Here is a 15,909-nt window from a genome sequence, read left to right on the forward strand (position 1 = left end):
CCTAGCGCTTGGGGGTCCCGGCTCTGCGCTGCAGCGTTGCACGCTGCAGCGCGTCCGGGACACGAGAGCCCTACTCAGCTCTTGATGTCGGCGGACCAGGTCTTCTCGATCAGCTTCACGACGCTGTCGGGCATCGGGATGTAGTCGAGCTCCTCGGCCATCTTGTCGCCGCTCTTGAACGCCCAGGCGAAGAACTTGAGCGCTTCCTTGGAGGCGGCCTTGTCGGTCGGTTCCTTGTGCATCAGGATGAAGGTCGCCGCCGTGATCGGCCAGGACTTCTCGCCGGGCTGGTCAGTCAGGATGACGTAGTAGCCGGGAGCCTTGGCCCAGTCGGCGTTGGACGCGGCCGCCTGGAAGGCTTCGACCGTCGGCTGCACCGTCTTGCCGGCCTTGTTGACGAGACCGGTGTAGGTCAGCTTGTTCTGCTTGGCGTAGGCATACTCGACGTAGCCGATCGAGTTCTTGGTCTGGCTGATGTTGCCCGACACGCCTTCGTTGCCCTTGGCGCCGACGCCGACCGGCCACTCGACGGCGGTGCCTTCACCGATCTTGCTCTTCCAGTCCGCGCTGGCCTTGGAGAGGTAGTTGGTGAAGTTGAAGGTGGTGCCCGAGCCGTCCGAACGGCGGACCACGGTGATGGCCTCCGACGGCAGCTTCACGTTCGGATTGAGCTTCTTGATCGCGGCGTCGTCCCACTTGGTGATCTTGCCGAGATAGATGCTGGCGAGGGTCTCGCCGTCGAACACCATCTCACCCGGCTTCACGCCATCGAGATTGACGACGGGAACGATGGCACCCATCACCATCGGCCACTGGACGAGGCCGTCCTTCTCGAGTTGCTCGGCCTTGAGCGGCGCGTCGCTGGCGCCGAAGGTCACGGTCTTGGCCTGGATCTGCTTGATGCCGCCGCCGGAGCCGATCGACTGGTAGTTCAGACCGTTGCCGGTCTCTTTCTTGTAGGCGTCAGCCCACTTCGAATAGATCGGGAAGGGGAAGGTCGCACCGGCGCCCGTGATGTCGGCAGCAAAGGCTACCGTCGTCGATGCGGCGACCAAGCCGGCAGCGACGATCGTCTTGAGGAAATTCATGCTGGTCTCCATACAGGGGAGCGAAGCGCCATCAGCGCCCGATCGCGCTCCCCGTGCCGCCCCTTTAGGAGCGGTCGGCTGTGCTTTTACGAAGGTTTCGTGACAGTCGGATGACAGGCGTAACCAGCTGAAATGACTTTGATTTCAGGCTGAAGCCGGAGTCCTGACCTGGGGAAAACAAGCCGTGAAAGTGGCGCCCTGCTTGGGCACGCTTTCGATCAGAAGCCGGCCGCGATGACGGTTAAGAATATGTTTCACCAGCGATAATCCGAGCCCGGTCCCGCCCTGCGAGCGGCTGTCGCCGACGTCCACCCGGTAGAACCGCTCGGTCAGCCGCGGCAGGTGCTCGGGCGCGATGCCGGGGCCGAAATCGCGGACCAGGACCCGGATTTCCTGAGTTCCATCAGGGGCCGAGCCGGGCACGAGCGACACGATGACGCGTCCGCCCGAGGCACCGTATTTGAGCGCGTTCTCGATCAAATTCTCGAACAGGCGGAGCAGCTCCTCGCGGTCGCCCGCGATCATCACCGGCGCTTCCGGAAGGTTGGTCTCGATCTCGACCTGGCGTTCCCGGGCCAGCGGCTCGAGCCCGTCGGCGACCTGGAAGATGATCGGCAGCAGGTCGACCAGGGCGTCGGGCCGCACATGGGCCGACAGCTCGACCCGCGACAGCGACAAGAGATCGTCGATCAGGCGCGCCATCCGCGTCGCCTGGTTGTGCATGATGCCGAGGAAGCGCTCGCGCGCCTTGGGATCGTCCTTGGCCTGGCCCTGGAGCGTGTCGATGAAGCCCGACAGCGCGGCGAGCGGCGTACGCAGCTCGTGGCTGGCGTTGGCGACGAAGTCGGCGCGCATCTCCTCGACCCGGCGCAGCGGCGTCTGGTCGTGGAAGGTCATCAGCATGCATTTGTCGGCGCCGCCAAAGGTGGTGGGCACCGGCACCGGCGTGATGATCAGCTCCATCCAGCGATCGACGGGTACATGGTCGAGATAGGTGGCGCGCCGCGGTTCGGTGGTCGCGATCGACTCGCGCAGCGCCGTGATGATTTCCGGCGAGCGCAGTGCGAACTGGGCGAGCTCGTTCCTGCGCAGCGCGGGCGCCAGCTGGGCGGCCGCGGCATTGAGATGGATGACGCGGCCGGCGCGGTCGAGCAGCACCGCCGGGTCCGGCATGCCGGCGACGACCGCCGCCACCGCCGCGCTCTCGACCGGGTTGACGCGCCGCGTGTCGTCGCGCGAGGTGGCGGTATCGTGCAGCCGCCAGGGGATCAGCGCCGCAGCCGCGATGCACAGCAATACCGCGACTGCCCGCATCACCGACAATTCGCCGAGCGCGACCAGCACCGACAGCGCCAGCGCCGCGGCGATCAGGATGATCGTCGAGTGCCGCAGCCGGTCGGACCATGGCTGTGCGGAGGGAGAAGATGGGGCGTCGATCGCCATCGGGGCAGGCTTATCCTTGGGGGCAGTGCCGGTCAGGCGCCGCCGTCGCTACGCTCTCTCACATAGGCGGCTTCAGGCGCCGGGCCCGGGTCGAGTTTGAGCGCCGCCTGTTGCAGTCGCTTCGATCGCGCGCCGATTATAACCTCGCGAAACGTCAGCAAGATTACAGAGATGACGAAGGGAGACAGATAATAGAGCACGCGGAACAGAAGCATGCCGCCAAGCAGCTCCTCGCGGTCCATCTGCCAGAGGCCGACCAGCATGGCGGCGTCGAACACGCCCAGGCCCCCGGGCGAATGGCTGGCAAAGCCGAGCAGCGTCGCCGAGACGAAGATCACGGCGACCACGACGAAGCCGAGATTTGGCTCGTCCGGGACCAGCACGTACATCGCGAGCGCGCAGAAGCCGAGATCGATGATGCCGATCGCGATCTGGAGCAGCGTCAGCGGACCGCCCGGCAGCACCACGGTCCAGGGGCCGCGACCGACCACGCGCGGATGGGTCCAGACCCAGACCACATAGGTGACCAGCCCCGCGATGATTGCCATCGCCAGGGCCCGGTTCAGCCAGGGCGGCAGCTGGTCGATCGAGGCGGCGGCTTCCGGATGGTAGGTGATGCCGAGGCCGAGCACCGCGGCATTGCCGAGCCAGAAGGTCAGGCCGGCGAGAAAGCAGATCTTTGCGACGTCGATCGCGTTCAGGCCATAGGCCGAATAGATGCGGTAGCGCACCGCGCCGCCGGTGAAGACGCTGGCGCCGACATTGTGGCCGATCGAGTAGCTGGTGAAGGCGGCGAGCGCGTTGATGCGGTAAGGCACATGGCTGTGGCCGATCGCACGCACGGCGAACAGATCGTAGAAGGTCAGGGTGAAATAGCCCGCGGCCACGAACAGCGCCGCCATCGCGATCTGGCGCGGCTCGGTGCTCTTGATCGCCTCGATCACCTCGTTCATGTCGATGCCGCGCAGCATGTGGTAGAGCACATAGCAAGCGATGCCGATGACCGCGACGCTGATCACAACTCCAAGCTTATGCAGGACTTGCTTCTGGCGCAGAAACGTCATCGCCCTGCGTATGGCTTCCAGCATCTAGACCTCGAAAAACGCTTCAGCGGCCAGGGTGGCCGGCGGACAGGCGGACGACGCACAGGCACTCAACGAACCCTCGCCACCGGCTCCGGCATCGCGCATGCCCCCTGTCTCTCCACTAGCGCGTTTTCGGGCGCAGTGGAATTCGCCAATTCGAACAAAAACTCGTGCCTTCAATATTTTAGGCAGGATTGCGGACTCCTGATGCACGGTTTGGCGCTTTCGGCGGCAAGACTGGCGCGAATCTCCATGGCAATCCTGCGCAGGTGCGATGAAGTTTTGATGATTTCAGCCGTATAATGTTCCGTCATGGCTTAAGCCGACGTCAATCTATGGGCCGCGCCCGCCCGTTGAAAGAGGGGGCGACCGGTGCGTCTGGTCACGGTTTTCCGGTGCCCTCCGCGACCAGGGTGCACGGCAACATCACAGAGCAGCCGCAGGCTGGCTCCGCGAGACCACCCGGTCGCGCAGCCAGGCGCCAATGGTGCAGCCGACGAGGTAGCAGGCGAACATGATCAGGGCGAGGTCGAGCCAGTAGCCGAAGCGGCCGGGCACCACATGCGCGAGGGAGGCTGCGACCAGGGCGACGGCGAGCGCCGCGAGCCAGCCTGCGGTCACCTTCGAAGTGCCGTTGCCGCGCTGGACCACCGAGATCCAGCCCATGCAGAAGCCGAGCAGCAGCGAGCCGATCAGCCAGCCCATATGAAACGAGACGAGATAGGGCATCGTCACCTCACCAGAAATTCGATGCGGCGGTTCTGCGCCTTGCCGTCGTCAGTGTCGTTGCCCGCAACGGGTTGCGTGCTGCCATAGCCGACCGCGGTGAAGCGGCTGGCGGGCAGGCCGGCCTTGACCAGATAGTCGATCACCGCTTGGGCTCGCTTCTCCGAGAGAGCTTGATTGACGGAGTCCTCGCCGTCGGCATCGGTATGCCCGGCAACCTCGATATTGGTGGTGGGACAGCGCAATGCCGTCTCGATGAGATGATCGAGAATACCGGCGGAGTCCGGATCGATGTCGGCGCGCCTCGTTGCGAAGCGGATCTTGCCCTTGTTCAGCAGCTCCGAGAACAATTGCTGGCAGACGGTGCCGTCGACCGGCCCCGCCGCGGGTTTCACCGTGATCTCCGGCTTGTACTGCCAGTTCTTGGGAAAATCCTTGCCGAGGCCTGCGCGGATGTCGTTCGCGGCGCCCTCGTAGAGCGCATCGCCCGACAGCTTCACCTCGCGATCGGAGACGACGAGCGTGCCGGTCGACAGCCGCGACAATGCGCCAAGGGCTGCGACCACCGCGGTATTGAAAGAGCCGGGGGCTCCGATGCTGGCCTTGAGATTGTCGACGACCTTCTCGGTGAAGAACTTTCGCGAAGCACTCGTTGCAATGGCCGCGTGCAGATTGTTGTCGGGCACGTAGCCGGTCAGCGTCACGGTCGCGGCGACCGGGTCCTTGTAGGCCTGGAAGATATAGGGCGGCGCCTTGATCTCGTTGGCGGCGATCGAAAAGCCCTCGGGCAGGTTCTTGAGCGCAGCCGCAATCGCCTCGCGGCCGCCGAGATCACGCGCCATGCCGGAGAGATTGACCTTGGTGTCGGTGATCGTGATCTTGCCGTCCTTCAGCCTGCCGATCTGGTCGAGCAGCAGCATCGCGGCCGCCTCGAACCGCGGCGGCGCACCGCGCGCCAGACCCATCTGATCGGCGACTTCGACGCCGCCGACCTCCTTGCGAGCCGCCTCGGTCAGCCGGCCCTTCATCGACGGCAGCGGCGCGGAGCCCGACAGCGTCACCCGCACCACGTCACGTTCGGCATTCCAGACGAAGGGTTTCGCCTCGGGAACAAGGCGGGTCCGGTCGTCGACCACGCGCACACCGGGCACGATCTCGACCGCCATCACGGCGTCACGGCGCCCTTCCTCGGAAAAGGCGTCCGCGGCCAGGCTGACGTCGCGGCCGTCCACCGTGATCCGGGTCTTGTCCAGGACGGTGTCCTTCAGGGCGGCCGAGCTGCGGGCGGAGAGGTCCGCCTCGACCGGCAAAGTGTTATTCCAGGCCGCAAATCCCCACATGACGGCCAGGGGGATCAGCCCTGGCCACCATTTGCTGGCCCACCTGAAAAGCTTTTGCATTCGACGACCTGAAATCTGGAACCGGAGACAAAACAAACCCTTGGCAGGCTGTCAAACCTGAAATGGCGGCCCTCCCAAGGCTCTGCATGGACAATTGGAATAACTTTTTCTTCAAGGGTCACACCCTAAGTTGAGGGCGGAATGCCCAGGGGTCCACCAGCCTGCAATGAAACAACTCCGCAATAACGTCATCCGCGCCGGGCTGGGGGCGCTCTATTTCAGTGGGGCGCATCACTTGCTGCGTCCATTGCTATCGGGCGTGGGCGCCATTTTCATGCTGCACCACGTGCGGCCGGCCCGCGAGGCTGTGTTTCAGCCGAACCGGCATCTCGAGGTCACCCCGGAATTCCTGCGCGCCACCCTCTGCCATTTGCGCTCGCGCGAGATCGACATCGTCAGCATGGACGAGCTGCATGAGCGGCTGGTGCAGGGCCGGTTCGCCCGCCGCTTCGCCGCCTTCGCCCTGGACGACGGCTATCGCGACAATCTCGACCATGCGCTGCCGGTGCTGCGCGAATTTGACGCGCCTTTTACCGTCTACGTCGCGAGCGATTTCGCCGAGGGCACCGGACGTCTGTGGTGGACCGCGCTGGAGGCCGTCATCGCCAAGGCCGAGCAGATCGATGTGCAGGTCGGCCATTCCGCGCTGCGGTTCGATGCGACGACGCCAGCCGCCAAGCAGGCGGCATTCGATCGCCTGCACGACTGGCTCCGCGCGCTGCCGGGCGAGCACGATCTCAAGCGCGAGATCGAGGCGCTCTGTGCCAGATACGACGTCGACATGGCCGCGTTGTGCCGCAGCCTCTGCCTGAGCTGGGACGAGGTAAGGACATTTGCCGCCGATCCGCTGGTCACGATCGGCGCCCACAGCGTCAGTCACTGCAATCTCGCCAAGCAGAGCGAGGAGATCGCCGCGCAAGAAATGGCAATCAGCCGTGCAGGAATTGAAGAGGCGCTGGAGCGTCCCGTGCTGCATTTCGCCTATCCCTATGGCGACCGCGAGGCGGCGGGCGAGCGTGAATTCGCGCTTGCCGCGGCCGCCGGCTTCAAGACTGCGGTGACGACGCGGCCCGGCATGCTGTTCGCCGAGAACGCCGACCACATGACTGCGCTGCCGCGCGTCTCGCTCAACGGCAACTACCAGGACGCGCGCATTCTGCCGGTGCTGACCTCGGGCGCAGCGACCGCGATGTGGAACGGCTTTCGCCGGATCGCGGCGGCGTAAGCCTCAATCTCCGCCGTCGTCCCTGCCTAGTGCGCAATTGCGCACGGGCGCAGGGACCCATACCGCGAAATCCATCAATCGCCTTCGGTAACAATACAGAACGACCAGTCTTCGCCAAACTTCTCCCTGTGGTTATGGGTCCCCGCCTTCGCGGGGACGACATCGCGTTTGCTGGACGACTTTAGCGCCACACGCTTATCCTGCCGCATTCCTTGACTCCCTTCCCCTCCCCGCTCAAAAGGTCGCCAACCAAGGGAGGCACCATGTTCAACGATCTGTTCTCGCTCAAGGGCCGCACTGCGCTGGTGACCGGCGGCTCGCGCGGCATCGGCAAGATGATCGCGGCGGGATTTCTCAGCGCCGGCGCCGCCAAGGTCTACATCACCGCGCGCAAGGCGGGGCCGTGCGAGGCGACGGCCAAGGAGCTCACCGCGCAATATGGCGGCGAGTGCATCGCGCTGCCGATCGACATCTCCACGCTCGCCGGCTGCGAGCTGCTGGCCAGCGAATTCAGGAAGCACGAGCAGAAGCTGGACATCCTCGTCAACAATGCGGGCGCGGCCTGGGGCGCGGAGTTCGACGAGTTTCCGGAGAGCGGATGGGACAAGGTGATGAACCTCAACGTCAAGGCGCCGTTCTTCCTGACCAAGGCGCTGGCGCCGACGCTGCGCGCATCCGCAAGCGCGGAGCGGCCGGCCAAGGTGATCAACATCGCCTCGATCGACGGCATCTTCGTCAATCCCGGCGAGACCTATTCCTACGCGGCGAGCAAGGCCGGCCTGATCCATCTGACACGGCGCATGGCCGTCAAGCTCGTCTCCGATCACATCGTGGTCACCGCGATCGCGCCCGGCCCGTTCAAGTCCGACATGAACCGCGCGGCACGCGATCATGCCGACGAGGTCTCGACCCGCGTGCCGGTGGGCCGCATCGGCACCGACGAGGACATGGCGGGCGCGGCGATCTATCTCGCCTCGCGCGCGGGGGACTATGTGGTGGGCGCGACCATCGCGGTGGACGGCGGGATCGTCTACGCCAATCCGGGGATCAAGGGGAGCGGGTGGGATAGCGATTAGACTGGAGCTGATTCAGCTCTCACCTCATACGCGGTGTCATGCCCCGGCTTGACCGGGGCATACAGTACGCCGCGGCTTCTCGGCTAAACCCTGACCGCCTCTGGGATACAGGATCACCCGCTTTCGCGGGTGATGACAGCTACCATTGTTGCAAGAGCGTCCGCCTCAGCCTTACGTCTCGATCTTCACGTACTCGAAATCGCCCGGCTTGTTGTCGATGCCGACCTTCGGCGGCGAGATCCAGGAGGCGTATTTGCCAGTCTCGGTGACGGGCTGCATCAGCGAGGTGATGAAGTCGCCGTCGGCGGTCGAGGGCAGCCACTCGTCCTTGCGCTTGGTCCAGGTCGCATCGTCGATCAAGAGACCATCCGGCGTCGCGTGCACGTCCTTGAACTCGCCGATGTGTCGGTGGAAGGCGACGTTGGGCAGCTTGAGCTGGAAGTCGTAGCCCGCGGTCGAGATCACCTTGTTCCAGCGCAGCAGGCCCTTGACGCAATCCTGGCTGTAATCGTCGCGCAGGCGCATGTTGAGCGCGGTCAGCGCCGGCTCGTCGACCAGCTTGATCTGTCCGTCGATGAACTTGAGCACCGGATAGGTGGCGTTCTTGAGCTGGTGGTCATCGTCGATCTGGGTTTCGTGATAGCGGCCCTTGATGCCGGTGTTGAAGGCGTTGGCCGCGTTCGTCGAGACTTCCGAGCCGAACAGATCCAGCGACAGCGTGTAGTGCAGGTTCAGCTTCTTCTGGATGGTCGGAAGATCGATCACCCCGAGCGCGCGGACCCTTGCGATCTCGGTGGGATCAGTGATGCCGGCTTCGCGCATCGCATCGCAGGTGCGCTGCACGACACGGGTGATGCCGGTCTCGCCGACGAACATGTGGTGGGCTTCCTCGGTCAGCATGAAGCGGCAGGTGCGCGACAAGGGATCGAAGCCCGACTGCGCGAGGCTGTGCAGCTGCATCTTGCCGTCGCGGTCGGTGAAGTAGGTGAACATGAAGAAGGACAGCCAGTCCGGCGTGGCCTCGTTGAAGGCGCCCAGCATGCGCGGCGCGTCGGCATCGCCGGAGCGGCGGCGCAGCAAATCGTCGGCCTCTTCACGGCCGTCGCGGCCAAAGTACTTTTGCAGCAGGTAGACCATCGCCCAGAGGTGACGGCCCTCCTCGACATTGACCTGGAACAGGTTGCGCATGTCGTAGAGCGAAGGCGCAGTCTTGCCGAGATGGCGCTGCTGCTCGACCGAGGCGGGCTCGGTATCGCCCTGGATCACGATCAGGCGGCGCAGAAGTGCGCGATATTCGCCGGGGACTTCCTGCCAGGCCGGCTCGCCATAATGCTCGCCGAACGGCACGACGCGGTTTTCTTCCTGGGGCGCCAGCAGAATGCCCCAGCGATAGTCGGGCATGCGGACATAATCGAACTTGGCCCAGCCGCGCGGATCGACCGAATAGGCGGTGCGCAAATAGACCAGCGATTCCTGGAAGCCTTCCGGCCCCATGTCGCTCCACCAGTCCATGTAACCGGGATGCCAGCCTTCGAGCGCCTTCAGCACCTGGCGGTCTTCGGCGAGATTGACGTTGTTCGGAATCTTGGTCGAGTAGTCGACGTTCATGATGTTCATGTTCATGGCCGTGCTTCTCCCTAAACTCTTGTCATATCGAATTTCGGCTTCTGGCCGCTGCCGTAGCGGCGCAGCGCGCCTTCCTCGCCGACGGCGTTCGGGCGCTGGAAGATCCAGTTCTGCCACGCGGTCAGGCGCGAGAAGATTTTCGATTCCATCGTCTCGGGGCCGACGAAGCGCAGGCTCGCTTCCATGCCGGTGAGACTGTCGGGCGAGAAGCTGGCGCGCTCCTCGAGGAAGACGCGGACCTCGTCGTCCCAGTCGATGTCGTCGAGCGCGAAGGTGACGAGGCCGAGCTCTTCGGCCTGCTCGGCATCGAGTGTCGTACCGAGCGTGGCTTCCGCCCGCTCAACGTCGGAGGGATCGGCCTGGAAGCGCGACTGCAGCCGGGTCAGGCCATGGCTCATCGGATACGGGCCGAAATTCATCGCCGAGAGTTCGATCGACGGCGGCGGGCGATTGTCGCCCTGGCGCGTGCCGATCAGCATGTAGGAGCGGTCGGCGGCGAAGACGAGCTCGGCGAGCGTGCCGGCAAAGCAGGAGCCCGGCTCGACCAGCGTCACCAGCGTGCGCGAGGTGACGTCGATGCGCTTGAGCACACGCTTCCAGTAGTGCCTGATCTCGTTGACCAGCCAGTGCGCCTTGTTGGCTTCGAGGAAGGCGTCGGACGCGAGCACATGGGCGCGGTCGCCATGGCTCTTGAACACCAGCATCGCGGTCTCGAGCTCGTTGATGCGCAGATGCAGGATGGCGTCGTCGAGTTCGCGCGCCACTTGCAGCGGCCAGAACGACGCACCCTGCGCCATCATGCCGTCGATATCGGCGGGCGGCGCGGCCTCCGGTGCCTTGATCGAGATGGTGGCGATGCGGGCGGCGCGGTCGATATCGACGGTGACGAAGCCGTAGCGGATGCTGGTCTGGTCGATCACGCGATCGAGCGGGGTGAGCGCGATGCCCTTGCCGCTGCCCTTGCGCTTCGAGGCGGCGGCGAACTCCCTGGCGCGCTCGGCGATTTTGGCTTCCAGCTTCGAATTCGGCGCGATCTCGTCGACGAGACGCCACTGCACGGCGCGCTTGCCCTTCACGCCTTCCTCGATGGTGCAGAAGAAATCGGCGTGGTCGCGGCGCACCTTGCGCTTGTCGACGACGCGCGTGAGGCCGCCGGTGCCCGGCAGCACCGCGAGCAGCGGCACTTCGGGCAGCGCGACGGCGGAGGCGCCGTCGTCGGCGAGGATGATGTGGTCGGTCGCGAGCGCCAGCTCATAGCCGCCGCCGGCAGCCGAACCGTTCACCACCGTGATGAAGCGCTGACCGGAATTCTCCGAAGAGTCCTCCATGCCGTTGCGGGTCTCGTTGGTGAACTTGCAGAAATTGACCTTATGGGCGTGGGTGGAGCCCGCGAGCATGCGGATGTTGGCACCAGCGCAGAACACGCGGTTCTTGGCCGAACGCATCACCACGACCTTCACCTCGGGGTGCTCGAAGCGCAGGCGCTGGACCACGTCGGCGAGCTCGATGTCGACGCCGAGATCGTAGGAATTGAGCTTGAGCAGGTAGCCCTCGAACAAGCCCCCGTTCTCGTCGACATCCATGGTCAGCGTCGCGACGTCACCGTCGACCGCGAGCTTCCAGTGCCGGTAACGGGACGGCTCGGTCTGGAAATCGATGAATGTCGCGCCGCCTGCGAGGCGCCGATCTTCCCCGGCCATGGGCCATCCCTATGCTTGTCTTGGCTCTATCTTAGATGCACAATAATGCATCTTCCTGAGCGCGTCTAGTCCATTCCTGTCGGTATATGCACTTTGCTTCATACTCAGGAGCGCACGATGGCGCTGATCGCGATCCAGTCGGCTTTGGAAAGCTGGGGACGGCCGAGCTTGGCTTGAAGCAGGGCCGTCAATGCCGGAATCGGAAAGCTCTCGACGAAGCCATCGCCGGCCGGCGCCGCCTTGCGCGAGGTGAGAGACCTCAACTCCCCAAGCGCGTCGCCGAACAGGCGCGCGGCCGAATGCGCCTTCTGCATCCGCAGCCGCAAATTCGCATTGGCGATCTGGATGCAGGCGCGCAGCAGGATGCGCTCGCGGCCGCCTTGCGGCGCCGCGGCCCACACCGCCTCCAGCACTTCCTGCGATTCCCAGAAATAGCCGCGGTCGTTCAGCGCGAGCCCGTAGCGTAGATGGGGTAACGGGCCCCGGAGGCCTTCCAGTCAAGCCGCGCTAGCTACGGCGCTATTTTGATTGCGCGCGTCGCGCGGCTTGACTGGAAGGTTTGCGGTCGTCCCTCACATTGATGGTGTAGCGGAGTCGAGGCCTAAGCTTCGCTCCAAGCATCAAGGAGGAACGACCATGGACTACTATGCCGGAATCGACGTGTCATTGGAATGCTCCAGCGTGTGCGTTGTCGACGCGAGCGGAAAGATCGTTCGGGAGGTCAAGGTTGCCAGCGAGCCTGTGGCGCTGATTGGCTGGTTCCGCTCGCTCGGGTTCGAACTCGCCAGGATCGGGCTGGAGGCCGGACCGCTGTCTCAGTGGCTTTATACAGCCATGAAGCACGAGGGCCTCGCGGTCGAGCTCCTGGAAACGCGGCACGTGAGCGATGCCTTCAAGGCGATGCCGGTGAAGTCGGACCGTAACGACGCCCGCAACATCGCGCAATTGATGCGGCTCGGCTGGTTCCGGCCGGTGCATTGCAAGTCGATGAGTGCCCAGGAGACCCGTGCGATGCTGACGGCGCGCAAGCTGATCCAGGCCAAGCTTCAGGACATCGAGAACAGCCTGCGCGGGATCCTGCGCGGCTTCGGATTGAAGGTTGGCAAAACGACGAAGCGCAGTTTTGCGGCACGCATCCGTGAGCTGGTGGCCGGCCATCAGGCCCTCGAGACGATCGCTACTGCGACGCTGGCGGTTCATGCAGTGCTACTGCGCGAGTTCAACGGCTTTGAGAAGCGGGTGCGGGCGATGTCGCTTTTGGATGCCAAAGCCAAGCTGCTGATGTCGACACCGGCCGTGGGACCGATCATCTCGCTGACCTTTGCCAGCGCCATCGATGACCCCTCGCGCTTCAACTCGGCGAAGCGCGCGGGACCGTTGTTCGGCTTGACGCCGAAGAAGTACCAGTCAGGCGAGACCGACTACCGCGGCCGCATCAGTAAAAATGGCGACGCCTCCGTGCGCGAGGCGCTCTATGAAGCCGCCCACATCATCCTGACCAAGCCGATCAAGGGCTGCGCGCCGCTCAAGAGCTGGGCCATGCGGATCGCCAAGCGCGCCGGCATGAACAAGGCCAAGGTAGCGTTAGCACGCAAGCTCGCCGTGATCATGCTGCGCATGCTCAAGGACAACGCACCGTTCAGGACGACTGCCATGGCTTAAAGCAAGAGCACACAGATTCGGGCGGGCATCACACCAGCCTCCCCGAAGCGAAGTCCCTTCGCCGGGACGATGGATCAGGCCAGGCCGTCATCCGGGTTGTCGACGCATCCGTCGATGCGATCACGCTTCCGTAGATTGGCCGACCTGCTCCTCTCTAGAACCCCATCAGGCGACGGCCACCGCGCCGATCCCGTACAGAAGCAGGTTCCCGGCGAGTGGACGACGCAAAAAGGGATTGACTAACCAGGGCCCGTTACAGAAGCGCCGGATGGCGCGCGGGCACGTAGCCGCGAAACGCCGGCGGCACCAGCGCCTTGGCCAGGTCGAGCGTGATGTAATCGGCGTCGAGCCCGGCGGCATCGCCCGGCACATAGGCCCATTGCGGCCACGGCAACGGGCCGCTCGCATACGGCGGCACATTCATGGATGTGCCCCCGCAAGATCATGCGGCGCGTCCCTGGAGTCCCTGATCGTCGCGCAGGGCCGCTCGTGCAAATTGCTCAATAGCGTCAAGCGTCGCCCCCGGCGCTTCACGATGCGGGGAATGGCCCGCGTCTGAAATAATTTTAATATCTACCGGACAGTAGCACTCTTCCTGCGCAATTTCGACCTGTCGCAATGTCCCATATTGGTCATCGGCACCTTGCAGGATCAAAATGGGAACGCGGATGTAGGCCAGATATTCCGAGATGTCCCAGTCACGGAATTTCGGATCGAGCCAGGCGCCGTTCCAGCCGTAGAAAGCGCTGTCGACGTCCTTGTGCCAGCGCCCGAGCCTGGCCTTGAGATCCGTGGTCTCGAAGCTGGTCTTGATCGCGGCGATGGACTGCACCGAAATGTCCTCGACGATGAAATGCGGCGCCAGCAGCACGAGGCCCTGCAGCCGGTGATCCTGATGGGCGCCGGCATAAATCGTCGCGATCGAGGCGCCGTCGGAATGGCCGAGCAGCAGACCGCGCTTGAAGCCAATCATGTCGAGCAGCTTCGGCAGTACGTCCAGCGCCTCGCGCTGCATGTAGTCGAGCGGCCGCGGCAGCGCGACCGGGCTCGACTGGCCGTAGCCCGCGCGCGAATAGGCAAAGATGCCGGCGCCGGTGGCCTGTTGAAGCCTTTCGGGGAAGTCGCCCCACAGCCCGACGGAGCCGAGGCCTTCGTGCAGCATGACGATGGTCGGCGCATCGGCTGATTGCGGTGCGAGCCATTTGTATTCGAGGCTGGCGTTGCCGATGCCGAGGAAACCAGCTGGGGTGAGGTTGGTCATGCTGTCACTCAATTCGCCCCCTCGCGCAGCTTGAAGCGCTGGATCTTTCCCGTCGCCGTCTTCGGCAAGGACTCCACCACGTCGATCCAGCGCGGATATTTCCACGGGCCGATCTTGTGCTTGACGTGCTCCTTCAGCATCTCCTGCAGGCCCGCCGGCGTCGCGCCGGGGCGCAGGACGACAAAGGCCTTCGGCTTCAGCAGGCCTTCCGGATCGGCTTCGGGCACGACGGCGGCTTCCAGCACGGCGGGATGGGTGATCAGCGCGCTCTCGACCTCGAATGGCGAGACCCAGATGCCGGAGACCTTGAACATGTCGTCGGCGCGGCCGCAGAAGGTGTAGCGGCCCTCAGTGTCGCGGACATATTTGTCGCCGGTGCGGGTCCACGGGCCCTCGAACGTGCGGCGGCTCTTGTGGCGCTGGTTCCAGTAGCCCTCGCCGGCGGAGGGCGCATCGACCAGGAGCTCGCCGACCTCGCCGTCGGCGACGTCCTGGCCGGCCTCGTTGACGAGCCGCACCGCATAGCCCGGCACCGGCTTGCCTGATGAGCCGTATTTGATGTCGCCGGGCGCGTTCGACAGGAAGATGTGCAGGAGCTCGGTCGAGCCGACGCCGTCGAGGATGTCGACGCCGAAGCGCGCCTTCCAGCTGTTGCCCACGGATTCCGGCAGCGCCTCGCCGGCGGAGGTGCAGATTCGCAAGCTCTTGCCGCCCCGCTCCGCCTTCATCGTCTCGTCGTTGAGCATCGCCGCGAACAGCGTCGGCACGCCGTAGAAGATCGACGGATTGTAGCGGTTCATCAGGTCGAACATGCGCGCCGGCGTCGGCCGCTCGCTGTTGAGAATGACGGTGGCGCCGACCGACATCGGAAAGGTCAGCGCATTGCCGAGGCCGTAGGCGAAGAACAGTTTTGCCGCGGAGAGACAGACGTCGCTCTCGCGAATGCCGAGCACTTGCCTGGCGTAGGCGTCAGCCGTCGCCTGCAAATTCGAATGGATGTGGCGCACGCCCTTGGGCATGCCGGTCGAGCCCGACGAATACAGCCAGAACGCCGGCTCGTCCGGATGCGTCGCCGCCGTGATGAACTGGTCGCTCTCACCAGCGAGCTCTTCGGCCAGCTGCTTATGTCCGTTCTGCTTGGCGCCGGAGACCACGACATGCTCGAGATCGGGCATGCGACCGACCACGTCCTTGATGACGGGGTAGAGCGCTTCGGAGACGAACAGCACACGGGCGCGGCAGTCGGCGAGGATGTAGGCGTATTGGTCCGCGGTCAGCAGCGTATTGAGCGGCACCGGCACGATGCCGGCGCGGATCGCGCCCAGGAACAGCAGCGGGAAATCGACCGTATCCAGCATGATCATCGCCACGCGCTCTTCACGGCGCACGCCAAGACGGCGCAGCATGTTGGCGACGCGCCGCGTCTGTTGCTGAAGCTCGCCATAGGTGAGCCGGGAGACGGTGTCGTCGAAGACGAGCTTGCCTCCCCTGCCCTCCTCGACGTTGCGGTCGAGCAGCCAGGTCACCGCGTTATAGGATCCCTCGCTCACGGACTTCTCCCTCGATTTTTTAGAATTATAATTCATAGAAAGACACCGCGGTGGCTTGCTGTCAATG

At 64.4% G+C, this 15,909-nt stretch carries 14 protein-coding genes; 3 read left to right on the top strand and 11 right to left on the bottom strand.

The window, feature by feature from the left end; genetic code table 11:
• Nucleotides 1–74 precede the first annotated feature (74 nt).
• The 5 genes from pstS to F8237_RS12985 form a co-directional block, all read right to left on the bottom strand.
• Nucleotides 75–1,088 (bottom strand): phosphate ABC transporter substrate-binding protein PstS, encoded by a 1,014-nt coding sequence (gene pstS / locus F8237_RS12965; protein ID WP_151645204.1) that lies wholly within the window; start codon nucleotides 1,086–1,088, stop codon nucleotides 75–77.
• A gap of 144 nt (nucleotides 1,089–1,232) precedes the next feature.
• Nucleotides 1,233–2,531: an ATP-binding protein gene (locus F8237_RS12970; protein ID WP_151645206.1), complete on the bottom strand. Its 1,299-nt coding sequence runs from the start codon at nucleotides 2,529–2,531 to the stop codon at nucleotides 1,233–1,235.
• Between the two features lie 32 nt (nucleotides 2,532–2,563).
• A complete protein-coding gene (locus F8237_RS12975) occupies nucleotides 2,564–3,619 on the bottom strand; it encodes a lysylphosphatidylglycerol synthase domain-containing protein (protein ID WP_151645208.1) in 1,056 nt (351 codons plus the stop codon).
• Between the two features lie 423 nt (nucleotides 3,620–4,042).
• Nucleotides 4,043–4,345, bottom strand: coding sequence for a hypothetical protein (locus F8237_RS12980; RefSeq protein ID WP_162006024.1), 303 nt, complete (start codon nucleotides 4,343–4,345; stop codon nucleotides 4,043–4,045).
• 2 nt (nucleotides 4,346–4,347) lie between these two features.
• Nucleotides 4,348–5,742: an OmpA family protein gene (locus tag F8237_RS12985; protein ID WP_151645212.1), complete on the bottom strand. Its 1,395-nt coding sequence runs from the start codon at nucleotides 5,740–5,742 to the stop codon at nucleotides 4,348–4,350.
• A gap of 166 nt (nucleotides 5,743–5,908) precedes the next feature.
• Between F8237_RS12985 and F8237_RS12990 the strand changes: the two genes are divergently transcribed.
• Together F8237_RS12990 and F8237_RS13000 are read left to right on the top strand one after the other, a co-directional pair.
• Nucleotides 5,909–6,967, top strand: coding sequence for a polysaccharide deacetylase family protein (locus F8237_RS12990; RefSeq protein WP_151645214.1), 1,059 nt, complete (start codon nucleotides 5,909–5,911; stop codon nucleotides 6,965–6,967).
• A 263-nt stretch (nucleotides 6,968–7,230) separates the two neighbouring features.
• Nucleotides 7,231–8,043 carry an SDR family oxidoreductase gene (locus F8237_RS13000; RefSeq protein WP_151645216.1) on the top strand — a complete coding sequence of 271 codons (813 nt, stop codon included), beginning with the start codon at nucleotides 7,231–7,233 and terminating at the stop codon, nucleotides 8,041–8,043.
• 171 nt (nucleotides 8,044–8,214) lie between these two features.
• On the opposite strand, the gene boxB is transcribed toward F8237_RS13000, so the two are convergent.
• The 3 genes from boxB to F8237_RS13015 form a co-directional block, all read right to left on the bottom strand.
• A complete protein-coding gene (gene boxB, locus F8237_RS13005) occupies nucleotides 8,215–9,666 on the bottom strand; it encodes a benzoyl-CoA 2,3-epoxidase subunit BoxB (protein WP_151645218.1) in 1,452 nt (483 codons plus the stop codon).
• 14 nt (nucleotides 9,667–9,680) lie between these two features.
• Complete coding sequence (gene boxC, locus F8237_RS13010; protein ID WP_151645220.1) at nucleotides 9,681–11,369, bottom strand: 2,3-epoxybenzoyl-CoA dihydrolase; 1,689 nt, start codon at nucleotides 11,367–11,369, stop codon at nucleotides 9,681–9,683.
• A 104-nt stretch (nucleotides 11,370–11,473) separates the two neighbouring features.
• Complete coding sequence (locus tag F8237_RS13015; RefSeq protein ID WP_259174417.1) at nucleotides 11,474–11,866, bottom strand: DUF309 domain-containing protein; 393 nt, start codon at nucleotides 11,864–11,866, stop codon at nucleotides 11,474–11,476.
• Nucleotides 11,867–12,005: 139 nt separating this feature from the next.
• On the opposite strand from F8237_RS13015, the gene F8237_RS13020 reads away from it, so the two are divergent.
• Nucleotides 12,006–13,031, top strand: coding sequence for an IS110 family RNA-guided transposase (locus tag F8237_RS13020; protein WP_151644825.1), 1,026 nt, complete (start codon nucleotides 12,006–12,008; stop codon nucleotides 13,029–13,031).
• A 253-nt stretch (nucleotides 13,032–13,284) separates the two neighbouring features.
• Here the strand turns inward: F8237_RS13020 and F8237_RS13025 are convergent, their stop codons facing one another.
• From F8237_RS13025 to F8237_RS13035, 3 genes are read right to left on the bottom strand one after another with little or no spacing between them, the layout of a single operon-like run.
• Entirely contained in the window at nucleotides 13,285–13,455 is a 171-nt protein-coding gene (locus F8237_RS13025; RefSeq protein WP_244626119.1) for a hypothetical protein, read from the bottom strand.
• A gap of 18 nt (nucleotides 13,456–13,473) precedes the next feature.
• On the bottom strand, nucleotides 13,474–14,292 hold the full coding sequence (locus F8237_RS13030; RefSeq protein WP_151645222.1) for an alpha/beta fold hydrolase: 819 nt from the start codon (nucleotides 14,290–14,292) through the stop codon (nucleotides 13,474–13,476).
• Between the two features lie 8 nt (nucleotides 14,293–14,300).
• Nucleotides 14,301–15,842, bottom strand: a complete 1,542-nt coding sequence (locus F8237_RS13035) for a benzoate-CoA ligase family protein (protein ID WP_151645224.1) — start codon at nucleotides 15,840–15,842, stop codon at nucleotides 14,301–14,303.
• Nucleotides 15,843–15,909 lie beyond the last annotated feature (67 nt).

The sequence above is a fragment of the Bradyrhizobium betae genome (assembly GCF_008932115.1).
Classification (GTDB): Bacteria; Pseudomonadota; Alphaproteobacteria; order Rhizobiales; family Xanthobacteraceae; genus Bradyrhizobium; species Bradyrhizobium betae.